Origin of the sequence: Bowmanella sp. JS7-9 (assembly GCF_004329715.1) — a bacterium.
Lineage (GTDB): Bacteria > Pseudomonadota > Gammaproteobacteria > Enterobacterales > Alteromonadaceae > Pseudobowmanella > Pseudobowmanella zhangzhouensis.
Map to the genome: position 1 here is coordinate 304764 of NZ_JXSY01000002.1, position 14909 is coordinate 319672.

Consider the following 14909-nt stretch of genomic DNA (forward strand, 5'->3'; position numbering starts at 1 on the left):
GAGACCAATAAAAAAGGCTGCCAATGGCAGCCTTTTTTATTGGTGCTGCGGTTATTCTACCGCAGCTGGTTTAGTCATTGGTGCGACAGCGTTGGCCGTCACATGAGCACTACCGGCAGCGCGACCGCTGAATGCCAGAGCAGGGCGCGCATCATCGGCACGGGCAATGATGGTAAGCTCACCAATTGCCATCTCAACCTTGGCAGGTGTTGCCATCGGATGCGTGACCGTAATGGGTTTTGCGGCCTCTTTTTTGCTGGCAGCTTTTGCACGTTTAGGCTTAGCAGCGGCTTTTTTCGCAACTGGCTTTTCAACCTCAACGTCGGCTGCAGCAACCACAGGTGCGTCGGACTCGCTGATTTCTACCTCAGCAGTTTCTTCAGTACTTTGTGCAGAATTGACTACTTCTTCCACTTCGGCAGTTTCTGCTACTGTGGCAGGTTCGCTGATCACAACCTCTGGCTGATTATCATCTAACTGAATTTCAACCTGCATTGGTTGCTCTGCCGCTGTCTCTTCAACCGGGCTCAGCAAGTCATATTGCATTTCACTTTGCTCAGCTGGATAGCGACTTTCCACTGCGTCTTCATCCTGCTGGCTCCGCTTGCGACGCTGACCCGCGGCACGCATATGACGAGGTGAACGGCGTGAACGGGTACGGCCCGCTTTTTTCTCATCGGTATCATCAGTGTGCTCTGCAGACTCCACTTGCTCAGCAGAATCTACAGTCTGAGTTTCTTCTGAGGTAACGGGTGACGCGACTGCTGCACTTTCTACAACAGGTGCATGTGCTTCGGCGGTTACATTCGCTTCATCAGCGCTCACATTTGACAGTGTTTCAGTGTCTGTATTTGGCACTTCAGCGGCAAGTTGCTCAGTGGGAGCCTGGTTAACACGAACGCTACGACGCTGATCGCGGCGTTTACGACGTTGCGCCACTTTCTTCTCAACAGGCGTCTCGTCTTTGCTCGAGTCTGACACAGCTGCATCAGCCACTTTCTGATTATCCGCTTTAACGTCTTTACGCTCATTGCGGTCACGGCGGTTGTTACGATCATTACGGCGATTATTACGACCTTTGTTGTCGTCTTTAGCGGCGTCTTGTTTTTCTTCCGCTTTCACCTCAGTCTGACGGTTACGGCCTTTGCCATTACGATCTCTGTCAGGACGTTTACGATTACGTTTATTACGCTGTTGGTTGCGACCGTTAGCTGACTTCTTGTTCTTGTCAGTCTTTTTCTCGTCGCTGCTGAACAAACCAGTAATCGCAGCAACGATACGGCTAAACAGCGATGGCTTCTCAACCGCTTTGGCCTGTGGTGCTGGGGTTGGCGCAGGCGCAGTCGGTGCAGTCAGACCCTGCAGGGCAGGCTGTTCACGTTTAACCGGCTCGGCATGGGCAAATGACACTACGTCAACCTGTTCTTTTTCAACCAGGGTGCGTTGATAGCTGATTTCGTTGCTCACCATGTCACGGCGTACGCGGGTAACCTGATAATGTGGCGTATCCATGTTTGGATTAGGGATCACGATAATTTGCAGCTTCTGGCGTTTTTCAATGCTTTGAATGACGCTGCGTTTTTCGTTCAATAGATACGTTGCAACCTCTACCGGTAACTGCGCTTCGATCTGACCCGTATTATCTTTCAGTGCTTCTTCTTCTAACAGACGCAAGATAGACAGGGCCAGTGACTCAGTACCACGAATGGTGCCGTGACCTTCACAGCGTGGGCAAACATGGTGGGCCGACTCACCCAGGGAAGGACGCAGACGCTGGCGTGACATTTCCATCAGGCCAAAACGAGAAATACGGCCAATCTGGATGCGCGCACGGTCGTGGCGAGTGGCTTCCTTCAGACGATTTTCTACTTCACGCTGATGGCGTACCGGTGTCATATCGATAAAGTCGATCACCACCAGACCACCTAAATCGCGCAGACGTAACTGACGGGCAATTTCGTCGGCCGCTTCCAGGTTGGTATTCAGTGCAGTCTCTTCAATATCACCGCCTTTGGTTGCGCGGGAAGAGTTGATATCGATAGAGGTCAGGGCTTCAGTTGGGTCGATAACAATCGAACCACCAGAAGGTAAGCGTACTTCACGCTGGAAAGCCGATTCAATTTGGCTTTCAATCTGGTAATGGCTGAATAGTGGCACATCACCCTGATATTGTTTCACCCGGTTAGCAAAATCCGGGCGGACTAATTCGATATGTTTTTTAGCTTGTTCAAATATTTGCGCATCATCGATAAGAATTTCACCGATATCACGGCGCAGATAATCACGGATAGCACGCACAATGACGTTACTTTCCTGATGAATCAAAAATGGTGCAGGGCGGGCAGAAGACACTTCTTCGATTGCTGCCCAGTGAGACTTGAGTACAGTTAAATCCCATGCCAATTCTTCAGCGGATTTACCTACACCAGCCGTTCGTACAATCAGACCCATGCCATCTGGTACATCCAGGTCGTCCAGTGCTTCTTTGAGATCTGAACGCTCATCACCTTCGATACGGCGAGAGATACCACCGGCACGCGGGTTATTTGGCATCAATACCAGGTAGCTACCAGCCAGACTGATAAAAGTAGTTAACGCCGCACCTTTTTGGCCACGCTCTTCTTTATCGATTTGTACGATGACTTCCTGACCTTCACGGATCACATCTTTGATATTTGGACGGCCATTAAAGTTGTAATCGGAAGGGAAGTAGTTACGGGCAATTTCTTTGAGGGGCAGGAAACCGTGGCGTTCAGCGCCGTAGTCGACAAAAGCAGCTTCAAGGCTAGGTTCGACGCGGGTAATTTTACCCTTATAGATGTTGGCTTTTTTCTGTTCATGTCCTGGACTTTCGATGTCCAGATCATACAGCTTTTGCCCATCTACCAGTGCAACTCGCAGCTCTTCGTGCTGGGTCGCGTTGATAAGCATTCTTTTCATATTGTGACTCGATAATTAAGTTTATCGATCACTTAAACTGCCACGCATGGCCAACCTGGTCAGAACCTGAAAGGAAGTCTCCCGACTTAAGGGTTCGTTATACGTTGTTATGTCTGTCTGTCGCGTTAATCGTTACCCGGTTCTTCTTTTAAGTTACCCGGTAACGCCAAACTGGTCAGCGGAAATGCGGTTTAAGCGATCTTCGCGTAAAATTTTTTTTGCCGGATGATGTGTGGTCTGTTACCGATAATTCGCTTTTCAACTCACGGTATCATGCGTTTGCATCGTTCTACCGCAAGGATTCGTTCGGGGGTAACACCAACAAGTGTTCCATCATCACATCGCCTGTAGCTGTTGTTGGCTTACAAGCGGCGAAATTATCTCATTAATTCACGTACTTAAGCAAGCAAATAAAAAGCGCGAAAACCCGCGTGATTACAGGTAAAATCGCGCCCCATGAAAGCACAAGAATCTACCCCACAAGTATTGTTTATCGAAATTGACGCAGAGCAGGACGGTCAGCGTATCGATAACTTTTTAAAAACCCAGCTCAAAGGTGTGCCGAAAAGCCTGATATACCGGGTGTTGCGCAAGGGCGAGGTGCGCGTGAATAAAAAACGCGTGAAACCAGAATACAAATTACAAAGCGGTGATTTGGTCAGGGTTCCGCCATTGCGGGTGGCAGAGGAAAAGCCATTACCCAGTGTTCGTCTCGATAGCGTAAAAAATATTGAGCAGCAGATTATTTATGAAGACAAAGCCCTGATGGTGGTTAACAAGCCATCGGGTATGGCGGTACACGGTGGCAGTGGTATTAGTTTTGGTTTAATTGAGTCGCTGCGTGCGCTGCGCCCTGATGCGAAGTTCCTTGAACTGGTGCACCGGTTAGATCGTGATACCAGCGGCGTCATTCTGGTCGCCAAAAAGCGCTCGGCATTGACGCACTTGCATGAACAACTGCGCAGTAAAACCGCCGATAAGCACTATCTGGCGCTGGTCAAGGGGCAGTGGCCGCGCAATCGCCATAAAGTGAAAGCGCCGTTGCAAAAGAACATCCTGCAATCAGGTGAGCGTATGGTGTTTGTTAATGATGCCGGTAAACCATCAGAAACGCATTTTGAGGTAATGGACACCTTTGCCAATGCGACGTTAGTCAAAGCGTCGCCAATCACTGGCAGAACCCATCAAATCCGGGTGCATTGTCAACATGCCGGTCATCCCATTGCCTGCGATGATAAATACGGTGACGGGGAATTCGATCGCCTTATGCAAAGCAGCGGCCTGAATCGTTTATTTCTGCATGCCTGGCAGATTCGGTTTATTCACCCACAGTCAGAAACCACGGTCAGCTTCGAGGCGCCACTGGATGACTACCTGCAGGGCGTATTGAAGCGTCTTGATAAAGCCTGAGTTAAGTAGTGTATGAAGTTCAAAGCAGTAATATTTGACTGGGATGGCACTTTAATGGACTCGACGCCACGCATTGTGTCCTGCGTGCAAAATGCTGCGCGGCGTGCAGGGTTGCCGGTTCCACAAGATGAAGCGGTGAATAACATCATTGGCTTGAGCTTACGCCCGGCGCTCGGACGTTTATTTCAAAGCGATGACCCGGCGCGGGTAGAACAGTTAGTTGATTTATATCGGGATGAGTATCTGTACCGAAATCCGACGCCTTCGCCATTGTTTTCGGCCGCCTTGCCTTTGTTAACAGCGTTAAAAAAGCAGGGACGATTGCTGGCGGTTGCCACAGGTAAAGCCAGACCGGGGCTGGATAGGGTTATGCAGGAAACCCAAACCGGGCATTATTTCCATATTACCCGTTGCGCCGATGAAGCCCGGTCAAAGCCACATCCTCAGATGCTTGAGCAGATCATTGAGCATTTACAAATTCGTGTGGATGAAGCGGTAATGATTGGGGACACCGAACATGATATGGGAATGGCCGCTGCCATAGGCATGCCACGTATAGGGGTAACCTATGGGGCTCAACCAGCGCATAAGTTAGAGCCGCATAAGCCATTGGCTATTATCGATGATCTACAGGATTTGATGGCCGTGCTTTAGGCCATCAACTATTGACCTGCATATAATCAAACACATCAATACCAGCCTGGGTAAATAATTCAATCAAGGCGATGGTTGGCAAACCTATCAGGCTATTAGGATCACGGCCGTTTAGCGAACGGAATAACGCAATTCCCAAACCTTCGGATTTAAAGCTGCCGGCACAATTCAATGGTTGTTCGATTTGCACGTAACGGCGAATTTGGCTCGGCGTCAACGCCCGGAAATTGACCTGAAACGGTTCAACCAGCGACATATAATGATGGGTATCCGCGTTATACAGGCACAAGCCGGTTAAGAAGGTGACGGTTTTGCCACTGCATGCCGTAAGTTGTTTGACCGCGTTTTCTTCGCTGTGAGGCTTACCTAATATATGTCCATCAAACGTGGCAACCTGATCAGAACCAATCACCCAACCTTGTTTAACCTGTTCAGCCACCGCACGGGCTTTGGCTATTGCCAGCCTTTCGACTAAATCAGCTGCGCCTTCATCCGGTAACGGGGTTTCATCTACGTCCGGTTTGACGGTAGCAAAGGGAATATGCAATTTACTCAGAATTTCTTTGCGATAAACAGATGTTGAGGCGAGGGTAAGTTGCATAATGGCTCCCAGAATGTAAAGGCGCTAAGTTTACCCTGAAGTGCCGGAATTAAAAAACGCCGTAACACCTGTAGTGGTAAGGATTTTTGTTTTGACTCATGCCGCGTCTCACTATATTATGCGCGCCCTATGCAAAAGCTGAAACTGCCTAAATTCATCGATCCGGTCAAAGCCGCCACACAACGCTCTGATTATCAGGGGGTCGTGGCTGCAAAAGACATGATGCGTTTGGCCGAAACAGTCTATGCTATGGACGATTTCGCCAGCATTGAAGTGAAGTTTGACACTGATGCGCAGGGTCTTCATTACTTTGAGGGTGAAATCACGATATCTGTACAAATGCAATGCCAGCGGTGTGATGAACCATTTGCAATGCCAGTAGCTGTTTCATTCAGCTACACCCCTGTGAAAGCAGGACAGGATATCGAAGAAATTCCGGATATCTACGAACCGGTAGAGGTCAATGACCACGGAGAAATCGATCTGCTTCAAATTATTGAAGACGAGATCATTGTCGCGTTGCCGCTGGTAGCCATGCATGATGAGCGTGACTGTAAGCGTAAGGCAGCCGATATGGTATTTGGCAAGATCGAACCGGCAGCAGAGCGTCCAAACCCCTTTGCGGTGTTAAAAGAACTTAAGCGAGACGAGGAGTAATTGAAATGGCGGTACAACAGAATCGTAAAACCCGTTCTAAGCGTGGCATGCGTCGTTCGCATGATGCCTTAACTGGTCCAACTTTGTCTGTAGACGCAACCTCTGGTGAAACGCATCGTCGTCACCATGTGACTGCAGATGGTTTCTATCGCGGTAAAAAGGTTATCGCTGACTAAGCGGTAGTCGATTGTCTAAGCTAACAATTGCATTAGACGTAATGGGGGGCGATTATGGCCCCCCAGTTACTATTCCCGCAGCCGTTCTGGCTGTGCAGCAATGCCCCAACTTACATTTAATTCTGTGCGGCGATCAAACCCAGATCGATGCGCAACTGCGTAAAGCTAAATTCACCCAAACCGACCAGCTGGAAATTATCCATTGCAGTCAGGTCGTCACCATGGATGAAAAACCAGCCTCAACCCTACGCAAAAAACCTGACTCATCCATGCGCCGTGCCCTGGAACTGGTAGAAACCGGTGAAGCAGACGCCTGTGTCAGTGCGGGTAATACCGGTGCACTGTTGACTAACGCTTATTATGTGCTGAAAACCCTGGCGGGGATCAACCGACCGGCGCTGGTGTCAGCCTTGCCAACCTTCAGCGACCGAAAAGTATTTCTGCTGGATTTGGGTGCCAACGTGAACTGTGACTCGGAAATATTATTCCAGTACGCAGTGATGGGCTCGGTATTGGCAGAGCAGGTAGAAGGCATGGTCAATCCACGGGTGGCGCTGTTAAACGTGGGTGAAGAGCAAATCAAAGGTAATGACACGGTTAAAAATGCCGCACAATTGCTGTCGGAAGCACCGGGGATCAATTTCATTGGTTATGTTGAAGGCAATGATATTTTTTCCGATAAAGCAGATGTTGTGGTGGCCGACGGTTTTACCGGTAACATTGCACTCAAAGCCTGCGAAGGCTTCGCGACTTTAGTACTGAATGAAGTGAAATCAGCCTCCGCGGAGAGTTTTTTCACGCGTTTGATGGCTAAAATGGCATTGCCTCTGTTAAAAAGAATTTATTCGAGGGTGAACCCCGACCAGTACAACGGTGCGAGTCTGTTAGGATTGCGCGGCATTGTGGTTAAAAGTCACGGAAACGCGCAAGTTGATGCATTTTTGTACGCAATTCGCGTCGCGATGCGCGAAGTTGACCAACAAGTGCCAAATAAAATAAAACATAAATTAGAAATTGTACTGAGTTAAGCCCACAGGTCTGTGTCGCTTAACCGAGGTGACAGGAAGGCCTTTATTCATGTATTCACGCATTATTGGTACCGGAAGTTATTACCCCAGTCAGATTCGCTCGAATCTGGATCTGGAAAAAATGGTTGATACTTCCGATCAGTGGATCACCGATCGCACAGGTATAAAAGAACGTCGTATTATCGCCGAGCATGAAAATGTCGCCACCATGGGCGCAGAGGCGGCGAGGAAAGCCTTCGAAATGGCTGATATCGATCCGAACTCCATCGATATGATTTTATGTGCCACCACCAGTCACGCCAAAGCATTGCCAAGCGCTGCATGCGATATCCAAAAGGAACTGCAACTGGACGGTATTCCGGCCTTTGATATTGCCGCTGCCTGTGCAGGTTTCTGTTATGCCCTGAGCGTCGCCGACCAATACATAAAAACCGGTATGTGTAAGCGGATCCTGATTGTCGGCAGTGATGCGTTAACAAGGATGATCGACCCATACGACCGAACCATGGTGATTTTATTTGGTGACGCCGCCGGTGCGGTGATTATTGAAGCCAGTGAAGAGCCGGGCATTTTATCTACCCATATTCATGCCGCCGGCAGTTACGGTGATCTACTCTATATCGGTAATCCTGAACGCGGCAATGAGGCCTCAGTGCATGAAAACTGGGGCGTCATGAAAGGCAATGAAGTATTCAAAGTAGCGGTTACCAAATTATCCGAAGTAGTTGAGCAGACGCTTGCCGCAAATAATATGGATAAGTCACAACTGGACTGGCTGGTGCCACACCAGGCGAACTTCCGCATTATTAAAGCCACTGCGAAGAAACTCGAAATGCCAATGGACAGAGTCGTGCTGACCCTTGAGCAGTTCGGCAATACCTCAGCCGCGACCGTTCCTACTGCGCTGGATACCGCCATTCGTGATGGACGCATCCAACGTGGCCACAATTTATTGCTGGAAGCTTTTGGTGGCGGTTTCGCCTGGGCATCCGCATTAGTCAGATATTAATTAGTAAATTTCAGGAGAATCTATGCGCGCATTTGTGTTTCCCGGTCAGGGCTCACAAGCCGTTGGCATGCTAGCCGACGTTGCAGCAGAATACCCGCAGATCCAGGCCACGTTTGCCGAAGCCTCTGCAGCCTTGGGTTATGATTTATGGCAGTTGGTTCAACAAGGTCCTGCCGAAGAACTGAATCAAACTCACATTACGCAACCTGCCATTTTGACAGCCAGCGTAGCGCTTTATCGCTTATATAAAGAGTTGGGCGGCGCTGAACCAGCGTTTATGGCCGGCCACAGCCTGGGTGAGTACTCTGCGTTGGTGTGTGCTGGGGTTTTAGACTTTGCCGATGCGGTTAAGTTAGTGGAATTGCGCGGCAAAGCCATGCAGGAAGCGGTTCCAGCCGGAACGGGTGCCATGTATGCGATTATTGGTCTTGAGGACGACAAAATTCAGGCCGCCTGTGAACAGGCAGCACAGGGCGAGGTCGTCGCACCGGTTAACTTTAATTCACCGGGTCAGGTAGTCATTGCCGGTAATGCGGCTGCGGTTGAGCGGGCAGGCGTACTGTGTAAGGAGGCGGGTGCCAAACGTGCGCTGCCATTGCCAGTTAGCGTGCCGTCTCACTGCGCACTGATGAAGCCTGCGGCGGACGTATTAAAAGTGGCGCTCGATGGGTTAAGCCTCAATGCACCACGCATCCCGGTTATTAATAATGTGGATGTGATGGCAGCCGACGATACTGGGGCGATTAAAGATGCCCTGGTACGCCAGTTATACAGTCCGGTACGCTGGACCGAAACCGTAGAAGCCTTGGCGGCAAAAGGTGCGCTGGCGCATTTTGAAGTTGGCCCGGGTAAAGTTCTTAGCGGGCTGGCAAAACGAATCGATAAGTCCGTAAATTGTGATGCGCTTAATACTGTTGACGCATTACAGAGCATGACACAGGAATAAACATGTCAGAGTTAACAACAAAAGTGGCGCTGGTAACCGGCGCCAGTCGCGGAATTGGTAAAGCGGTGGCAGAAGCACTGGTTGCACAGGGCGTCACGGTAATCGGCACGGCGACATCGCAGCATGGCGCAGATAACATTTCTGCTTATCTGGGCGACAACGGTGCCGGCATGGTACTGAATGTTACCGATGCAGAGAGCCTTAATCAGGCTTTGACCGATATCAAAGAACGTTTTGGAGACATCGATATTCTGGTCAATAACGCTGGGATCACCCGCGACAACCTGATGATGCGTATGAAGGATTCGGAGTGGGACGATATTATCGCCACCAACCTGACGCCAATATTTCAGCTCAGTAAGGCTGTCATGCGTGGCATGATGAAAAAGCGTTTTGGCCGTATTATCAGTATCGGTTCCGTCGTTGGTTCAACCGGTAATCCGGGACAAGCCAATTATGCCGCTGCTAAAGCCGGAGTGATTGGTTTCTCCAAATCGCTGGCTCGTGAAGTTGCCTCACGTGGTATTACCGTGAATGTGGTTGCACCGGGTTTTATCGATACGGATATGACCCAGTCACTCACCGAAGAGCAAAAAGAAGCGATTTTTAAAGATATTCCGGCCGGTCGTTTAGGCCAGCCAAAAGAAATTGCCGCCGCTGTGGCATTTTTAGCGTCAGATGCCTCCGCGTATATTACCGGTGAAACCCTGCATGTAAATGGCGGGATGCATATGGCGTAAACAGATTTCATATTTTTGAAATCTGTTTGAATTACCTTAGAAATATAAACATTTTTAAGGCTTTTTAATTTAACGATGCATCCCAATATCGGTGTGCATTTAGTTTAAAAACTGTGCTAAGTTGTGGTTTGACCAGCAAAAAAAAGCGCGGCCGTTGACTTGCCACGCGGGATATTGCTGAATACACTACCGCAACTTCGCATTAGCGTTATTTTTTGAAGGAAGAACTAAAACCATGAGTAACATCGAAGAACGCGTAATTAAAATCATCGTTGAACAGTTGGGCGTGAAAGAAGAAGAAGTAAAATCAGAAGCGTCATTCGTCGATGATTTAGGTGCAGATTCTCTGGATACTGTGGAACTGGTTATGGCTTTGGAAGAGGAATTCGACACTGAAATCCCAGACGAAGAAGCTGAGAAAATCACCACTGTTCAGTCTGCTATCGACTACATCAAAGCGCACAAAGACGCTTAATTAAATTCCCGAAACGGCTCATTTTCGAGCCGTTTTTTGATCTTACCCCCATTCATATTCAGCATAGCGGAGGCCAATGTGTCTAAACGACGTATTGTAGTGACCGGTCTTGGCATGCTTTCCCCACTCGGTAACGACGTTAGCAGCAGCTGGCAGGGCGTACTTAATGGGAAAAGCGGCATCGAACTGACAGACAGATTCGATGTAACTGACTTTGCCACCAAATTTGCCGGTCATCTGAAAGGATTCGACAGCGAAGCCTATATTCCGAAAAAAGAAAGTAAGAAGATGGATCTGTTTATCCAGTATGGCATCGCCGCGGCGAAACAAGCCTTGCAGGATAGTGGTATTGAAGTCACTGAGAATAATGCTGGTCGCATCGGTGTGGCGATTGGCTCAGGTATTGGTGGATTGGGTTTAATCGAAGAAAACCACAATAAGATGCTGCAGGGCGGACCTCGCAAGATTTCGCCGTTCTTTGTACCATCGACCATTACCAATATGATTTCCGGCTTTCTGTCGATTATGGAAGGCTTAAAAGGCCCCAACCTGAATATCGTGACGGCCTGTACCACGGGTGTACACAATATTGGTGTTGCAGCGCGTACCATCGCGTACGGTGATGCGGATATGATGCTGGCAGGCGGCGCGGAGTCAACTATTACCCCATTAGGTATTGGTGGCTTTAACGCGGCTCGAGCCTTATCAACCCGAAATGACGACCCAACCGGGGCATCGCGTCCCTGGGACAAAGACCGTGATGGCTTTGTAATGGGTGAGGGCGCGGGTGTGGTTATGCTTGAAGAATACGAGCATGCCAAAGCACGCGGCGCGCACATCTATGCTGAATTGGTTGGCTTTGGAATGAGTGGCGACGCTTACCATATGACGTCTCCACCGGAAGACGGTGCAGGTGCCGCTGCAGCCATGGCCAACGCTATCAATGATGCAGGTATTGCTGTGGATGCGATTAAGTATATTAACGCTCACGGTACCTCGACACCGGCTGGTGATGTTGCCGAAACGCGCGCGGTGCACAGTGTGTTTGGCAGTGCGGCGAGCAAGGTGATGGTCAGTTCAACCAAGTCCATGACTGGCCACCTGTTAGGCGCAGCGGGTTCGGTAGAGGCCATTTTCACTATTTTGGCCCTACGCGATCAGGTTGCACCCCCGACCATCAATCTGGAAAATCCTGGTGAAGGTTGTGATCTGGACTACGTGCCTGGAGCTACCCGGGATGTGGTGATGCAATATGCCTTATGCAACTCGTTTGGTTTCGGCGGGACCAACGGTTCGTTGTTATTTAAGACGATGTAAGTCACAATCAGGCCTGCTAAGCAGGCCTTTTTTATATGTGTGATGATCATTAACGGAATTCAAACCAGCACGCTGGATGCAAACGACCGAGCCATTCATTATGGTGACGGGCATTTCACAACTTTGTTAGTCAAAAATGGTCAGCCTCGGTTGTGGGATTATCACCTGATGCGTCTGCAAGCCGCCAATCAGCGGTTATTTATCAATCCATTAGACTGGGCTGCGTTAACTCAGCAGGTCAGTCAGCAAGCCAGCCTGCATTCTCTGGCCGTGCTTAAAGTGATTATCACGCGCGGTATGGGTGGACGCGGTTATGCACCGGGTAGTGATGCTAATCCCACCTGGATCATCAGTGTTCATGACTTTCCCGGCCACTATCCACAGTGGCAGCAAACGGGCATCACAATGGGTGTGTCAACATTATCTCTTGGTCATCAGCCGTTATTGGCCGGACTAAAATCTCTTAATCGTCTTGAGCAGGTATTGATTAAACAACAGGCCATGGCCATGCCATGGGATGATGTGCTGGTCTGTGATGTTGACGGTATGCTGGTGGAGAGTAGTGCCGCGAACTTGTTTTGGTGTCGGGACGGGCAGTGGTATACACCCGATTTAGCCTTTTGCGGTATCGAAGGGGTTATGCGTAACCGTGTATTAAGTTATTTTTATGATATTAATCAGAAAGTTACACAGGTTCGTGCTCGCCCTGACATATTGCATGACGCTGAGGCTGTGTTTGTGTGTAACAGCCTGATGGAACTGGTACCAGTACGCGAAATTGATGGCGTGAGCTATGACATCACTCCGGTATTAGCTCTGCAGGAGGCCCTATGCGCCGGTTAATTCGGTTAGTTTCGGCGCTGTTAATGTTGCTGGTCGTGGCTGCCGGTATTGTGGCTATGCGATATCAGCAATTTGTCGGGCGAGAGGTAAATTTGCCGGATGATCGGTTAGTTACTATCGTTAAAGGCCAGACCGCGAGGGATATATTGCGTCAGCTGCTCGACCAGCAGAGCGAAACCTACCTGTATATTCGTTTGTTTACCCGCTTACATCCTGAACTATCTCATCTTCGAGCAGGCACCTATGAACTGCAGTCAGGTATGACGGTAACACAGGCCATGCAGCACCTTAGTGCCGGACAGGAAAAACTTTTCAGTATCACACTGGTAGAAGGACTGCGCTGGCAGGACTGGCGTACGCAGATTCAACAGAATCCGCTGCTTAGCTGGCGCGATTTTGACGAAACGGCGGTCATTGAGGCCAATCAATTAGCTGGTGATTCGCTGGAAGGTTGGTTGTTACCAGATACCTACCATGTGCCAATGCATACGTCGGCCAAGGCACTGGTCGAACAGGCACTCAAAGCGATGACCACATACCTCGAACACGCCTGGGCACAACGAGATGCCAATTTACCGCTGGCAACGCCCTATGAGGCGCTGATTCTGGCTTCCATTATTGAAAAGGAGACCGCGGTTGCCGCTGAACGCCCTGAAATCGCCGGTGTATTTGTTAACCGCCTGCGCAGCGGAATGCGGTTACAAACAGATCCAACCGTGATTTACGGTATGGGGGATGCGTTTGATGGCAATATCCGCAGGGCTGACTTACGCACGCTGACCCCGTACAATACCTACATGATTAAAGGCTTACCGCCAACGCCTATCGCCATGCCTTCCGCAGAGGCGATTAATGCGGCACTGCATCCGGCTGACACTGAGGCCGTTTATTTTGTGGCACGTGGCGATGGAACCCACCAGTTTTCCGTCACGTTAAGCGAGCATCAGGCCGCAGTGCGCAAATACCAGTTAAAACAGGAATAACATGCCGAAAGGAAAGTTTATCGTCATCGAGGGTCTCGAGGGCGCAGGTAAAAGTAGTGCCATTGCACTGATCAAATCCGCCATTGAGCACGCTGGACATCAGGTTGTATCAACCCGTGAGCCGGGGGGCACGCCGATGGCTGAGGCAATTCGTGAATGCGTGAAAAAAGACTGGCAGGACGAGCAGGTCACTACCGAAGCAGAATTGCTGCTGATGTATGCCGCGCGTGCCCAATTAGTGGCTAATGTCATAAAGCCCGCGCTGAACAGTGGTTGCTGGGTACTGGCTGACCGTCATGACATGTCCTCCCGGGCCTATCAGGGCGGTGGCAGACAAGTGCCAGATAGCATGATCGAACCGTTACGTGAAATTACCCTGCATGGCTTTCATCCTGATCTGACCTTGTATCTGGATGTGGAGCCTGAGGTAGGGCTGGCGCGTGCTCGTGGGCGTGGTGAATTGGATCGCATCGAGCAGGCTGATATTTCATTTTTCCATCGCACCCGCGAAAAGTACCTGCGCTTGTGTGCCGACGATAGCAATGCGGTGGTGATCAATGCCATGCAGGATATGGATAAGGTTCAGCAGGATATCGTCAGCGCATTCGCCCGCTTTATGGGGCAGCAATAATGTATCCGTGGCTGCAAAATACCTACCAGGGGCTTGCGCAGCGCGCCATTGCCGGCCGTTTACACCATGGTATTTTGTTGCATGGTCCGCAGGGACTGGGTAAAACCGAATTGGCCGAAAAGCTTGCTGCCTTGCTGTTGTGTCAACGCCCTGCAGCAACTGAGCCGTGTGGTGCTTGTCAGGCTTGTCTGTTGCGGGTCGCGGGTAACCACCCGGACTGGCATCAGATCCGCCGGGAGAAAACCCAAATCAGTGTGGATCAGATTCGCGATGGTATTCAAAAGCTAAGTAAAACAGCTCAGTTATCGGGTAATAAAGTACTGATTATTCATGAGGCCGAATGTTTCAATCAGGCCAGTGCCAATGCGTTGCTAAAGACACTGGAAGAACCGACTCGCGGAACCTATATCCTGTTGATTACCCACGCGGCCAATCGATTGTTGCCTACGATACTGAGTCGATGCGAAAAACAACCGGTGACTCCGCCGCCACTGGCGGA

At 49.9% G+C, this 14909-nt stretch carries 16 protein-coding genes; 14 read left to right on the forward strand and 2 right to left on the reverse strand.

Translation table 11 applies throughout. The annotated features are described in order from the left end of the window. Positions 1–51: 51 nt before the first annotated feature. Entirely contained in the window at positions 52–2940 is a 2889-nt protein-coding gene (gene rne / locus TK45_RS01815) for a ribonuclease E (RefSeq protein ID WP_174719759.1), read from the reverse strand. Between the two features lie 456 nt (positions 2941–3396). On the opposite strand from rne, the gene rluC reads away from it, so the two are divergent. Beyond that, a complete protein-coding gene (rluC, locus tag TK45_RS01820; protein WP_131256911.1) occupies positions 3397–4350 on the forward strand; it encodes a 23S rRNA pseudouridine(955/2504/2580) synthase RluC in 954 nt (317 codons plus the stop codon). A 12-nt stretch (positions 4351–4362) separates the two neighbouring features. Beyond that, the gene (locus TK45_RS01825) at positions 4363–5004 is read left to right on the forward strand and encodes an HAD family hydrolase (RefSeq protein ID WP_131256912.1); all 642 of its coding nucleotides are present in this window, start codon (positions 4363–4365) and stop codon (positions 5002–5004) included. Between the two features lie 4 nt (positions 5005–5008). On the opposite strand, the gene TK45_RS01830 is transcribed toward TK45_RS01825, so the two are convergent. Continuing rightward, complete coding sequence (locus TK45_RS01830) at positions 5009–5605, reverse strand: nucleoside triphosphate pyrophosphatase (RefSeq protein WP_131256913.1); 597 nt, start codon at positions 5603–5605, stop codon at positions 5009–5011. 129 nt (positions 5606–5734) lie between these two features. Between TK45_RS01830 and yceD the strand changes: the two genes are divergently transcribed. The 12 genes from yceD to holB all read left to right on the forward strand — a co-directional run. Next, positions 5735–6262: a 23S rRNA accumulation protein YceD gene (gene yceD, locus TK45_RS01835; RefSeq protein WP_131256914.1), complete on the forward strand. Its 528-nt coding sequence runs from the start codon at positions 5735–5737 to the stop codon at positions 6260–6262. Between the two features lie 5 nt (positions 6263–6267). After that, positions 6268–6438 carry a 50S ribosomal protein L32 gene (gene rpmF / locus TK45_RS01840; protein WP_131256915.1) on the forward strand — a complete coding sequence of 57 codons (171 nt, stop codon included), beginning with the start codon at positions 6268–6270 and terminating at the stop codon, positions 6436–6438. An 11-nt stretch (positions 6439–6449) separates the two neighbouring features. After that, on the forward strand, positions 6450–7466 hold the full coding sequence (plsX, locus tag TK45_RS01845; RefSeq protein ID WP_131256916.1) for a phosphate acyltransferase PlsX: 1017 nt from the start codon (positions 6450–6452) through the stop codon (positions 7464–7466). Positions 7467–7515: 49 nt separating this feature from the next. Continuing rightward, positions 7516–8475, forward strand: coding sequence for a beta-ketoacyl-ACP synthase III (locus TK45_RS01850; RefSeq protein ID WP_131256917.1), 960 nt, complete (start codon positions 7516–7518; stop codon positions 8473–8475). Between the two features lie 22 nt (positions 8476–8497). After that, positions 8498–9421, forward strand: a complete 924-nt coding sequence (gene fabD / locus TK45_RS01855; RefSeq protein ID WP_131256918.1) for an ACP S-malonyltransferase — start codon at positions 8498–8500, stop codon at positions 9419–9421. 2 nt (positions 9422–9423) lie between these two features. Further along, a complete protein-coding gene (gene fabG / locus TK45_RS01860; RefSeq protein WP_131256919.1) occupies positions 9424–10161 on the forward strand; it encodes a 3-oxoacyl-ACP reductase FabG in 738 nt (245 codons plus the stop codon). A gap of 235 nt (positions 10162–10396) precedes the next feature. Further along, positions 10397–10636: an acyl carrier protein gene (gene acpP / locus TK45_RS01865; protein WP_131256920.1), complete on the forward strand. Its 240-nt coding sequence runs from the start codon at positions 10397–10399 to the stop codon at positions 10634–10636. 78 nt (positions 10637–10714) lie between these two features. Further along, positions 10715–11953, forward strand: a complete 1239-nt coding sequence (fabF, locus tag TK45_RS01870; RefSeq protein ID WP_131256921.1) for a beta-ketoacyl-ACP synthase II — start codon at positions 10715–10717, stop codon at positions 11951–11953. Positions 11954–11995: 42 nt separating this feature from the next. Further along, complete coding sequence (gene pabC, locus TK45_RS01875) at positions 11996–12796, forward strand: aminodeoxychorismate lyase (RefSeq protein ID WP_254426512.1); 801 nt, start codon at positions 11996–11998, stop codon at positions 12794–12796. Next, positions 12784–13779, forward strand: a complete 996-nt coding sequence (gene mltG, locus TK45_RS01880) for an endolytic transglycosylase MltG (protein ID WP_131256923.1) — start codon at positions 12784–12786, stop codon at positions 13777–13779. Before pabC ends, mltG begins: the two co-directional genes overlap by 13 nt. Position 13780: 1 nt before the next feature. Continuing rightward, entirely contained in the window at positions 13781–14410 is a 630-nt protein-coding gene (tmk, locus tag TK45_RS01885) for a dTMP kinase (protein ID WP_131256924.1), read from the forward strand. Then, the coding region (holB, locus tag TK45_RS01890; RefSeq protein WP_131256925.1) for a DNA polymerase III subunit delta' at positions 14410–14909 on the forward strand (500 nt) is incomplete at its 3' end. The genes tmk and holB, both read left to right, overlap by 1 nt.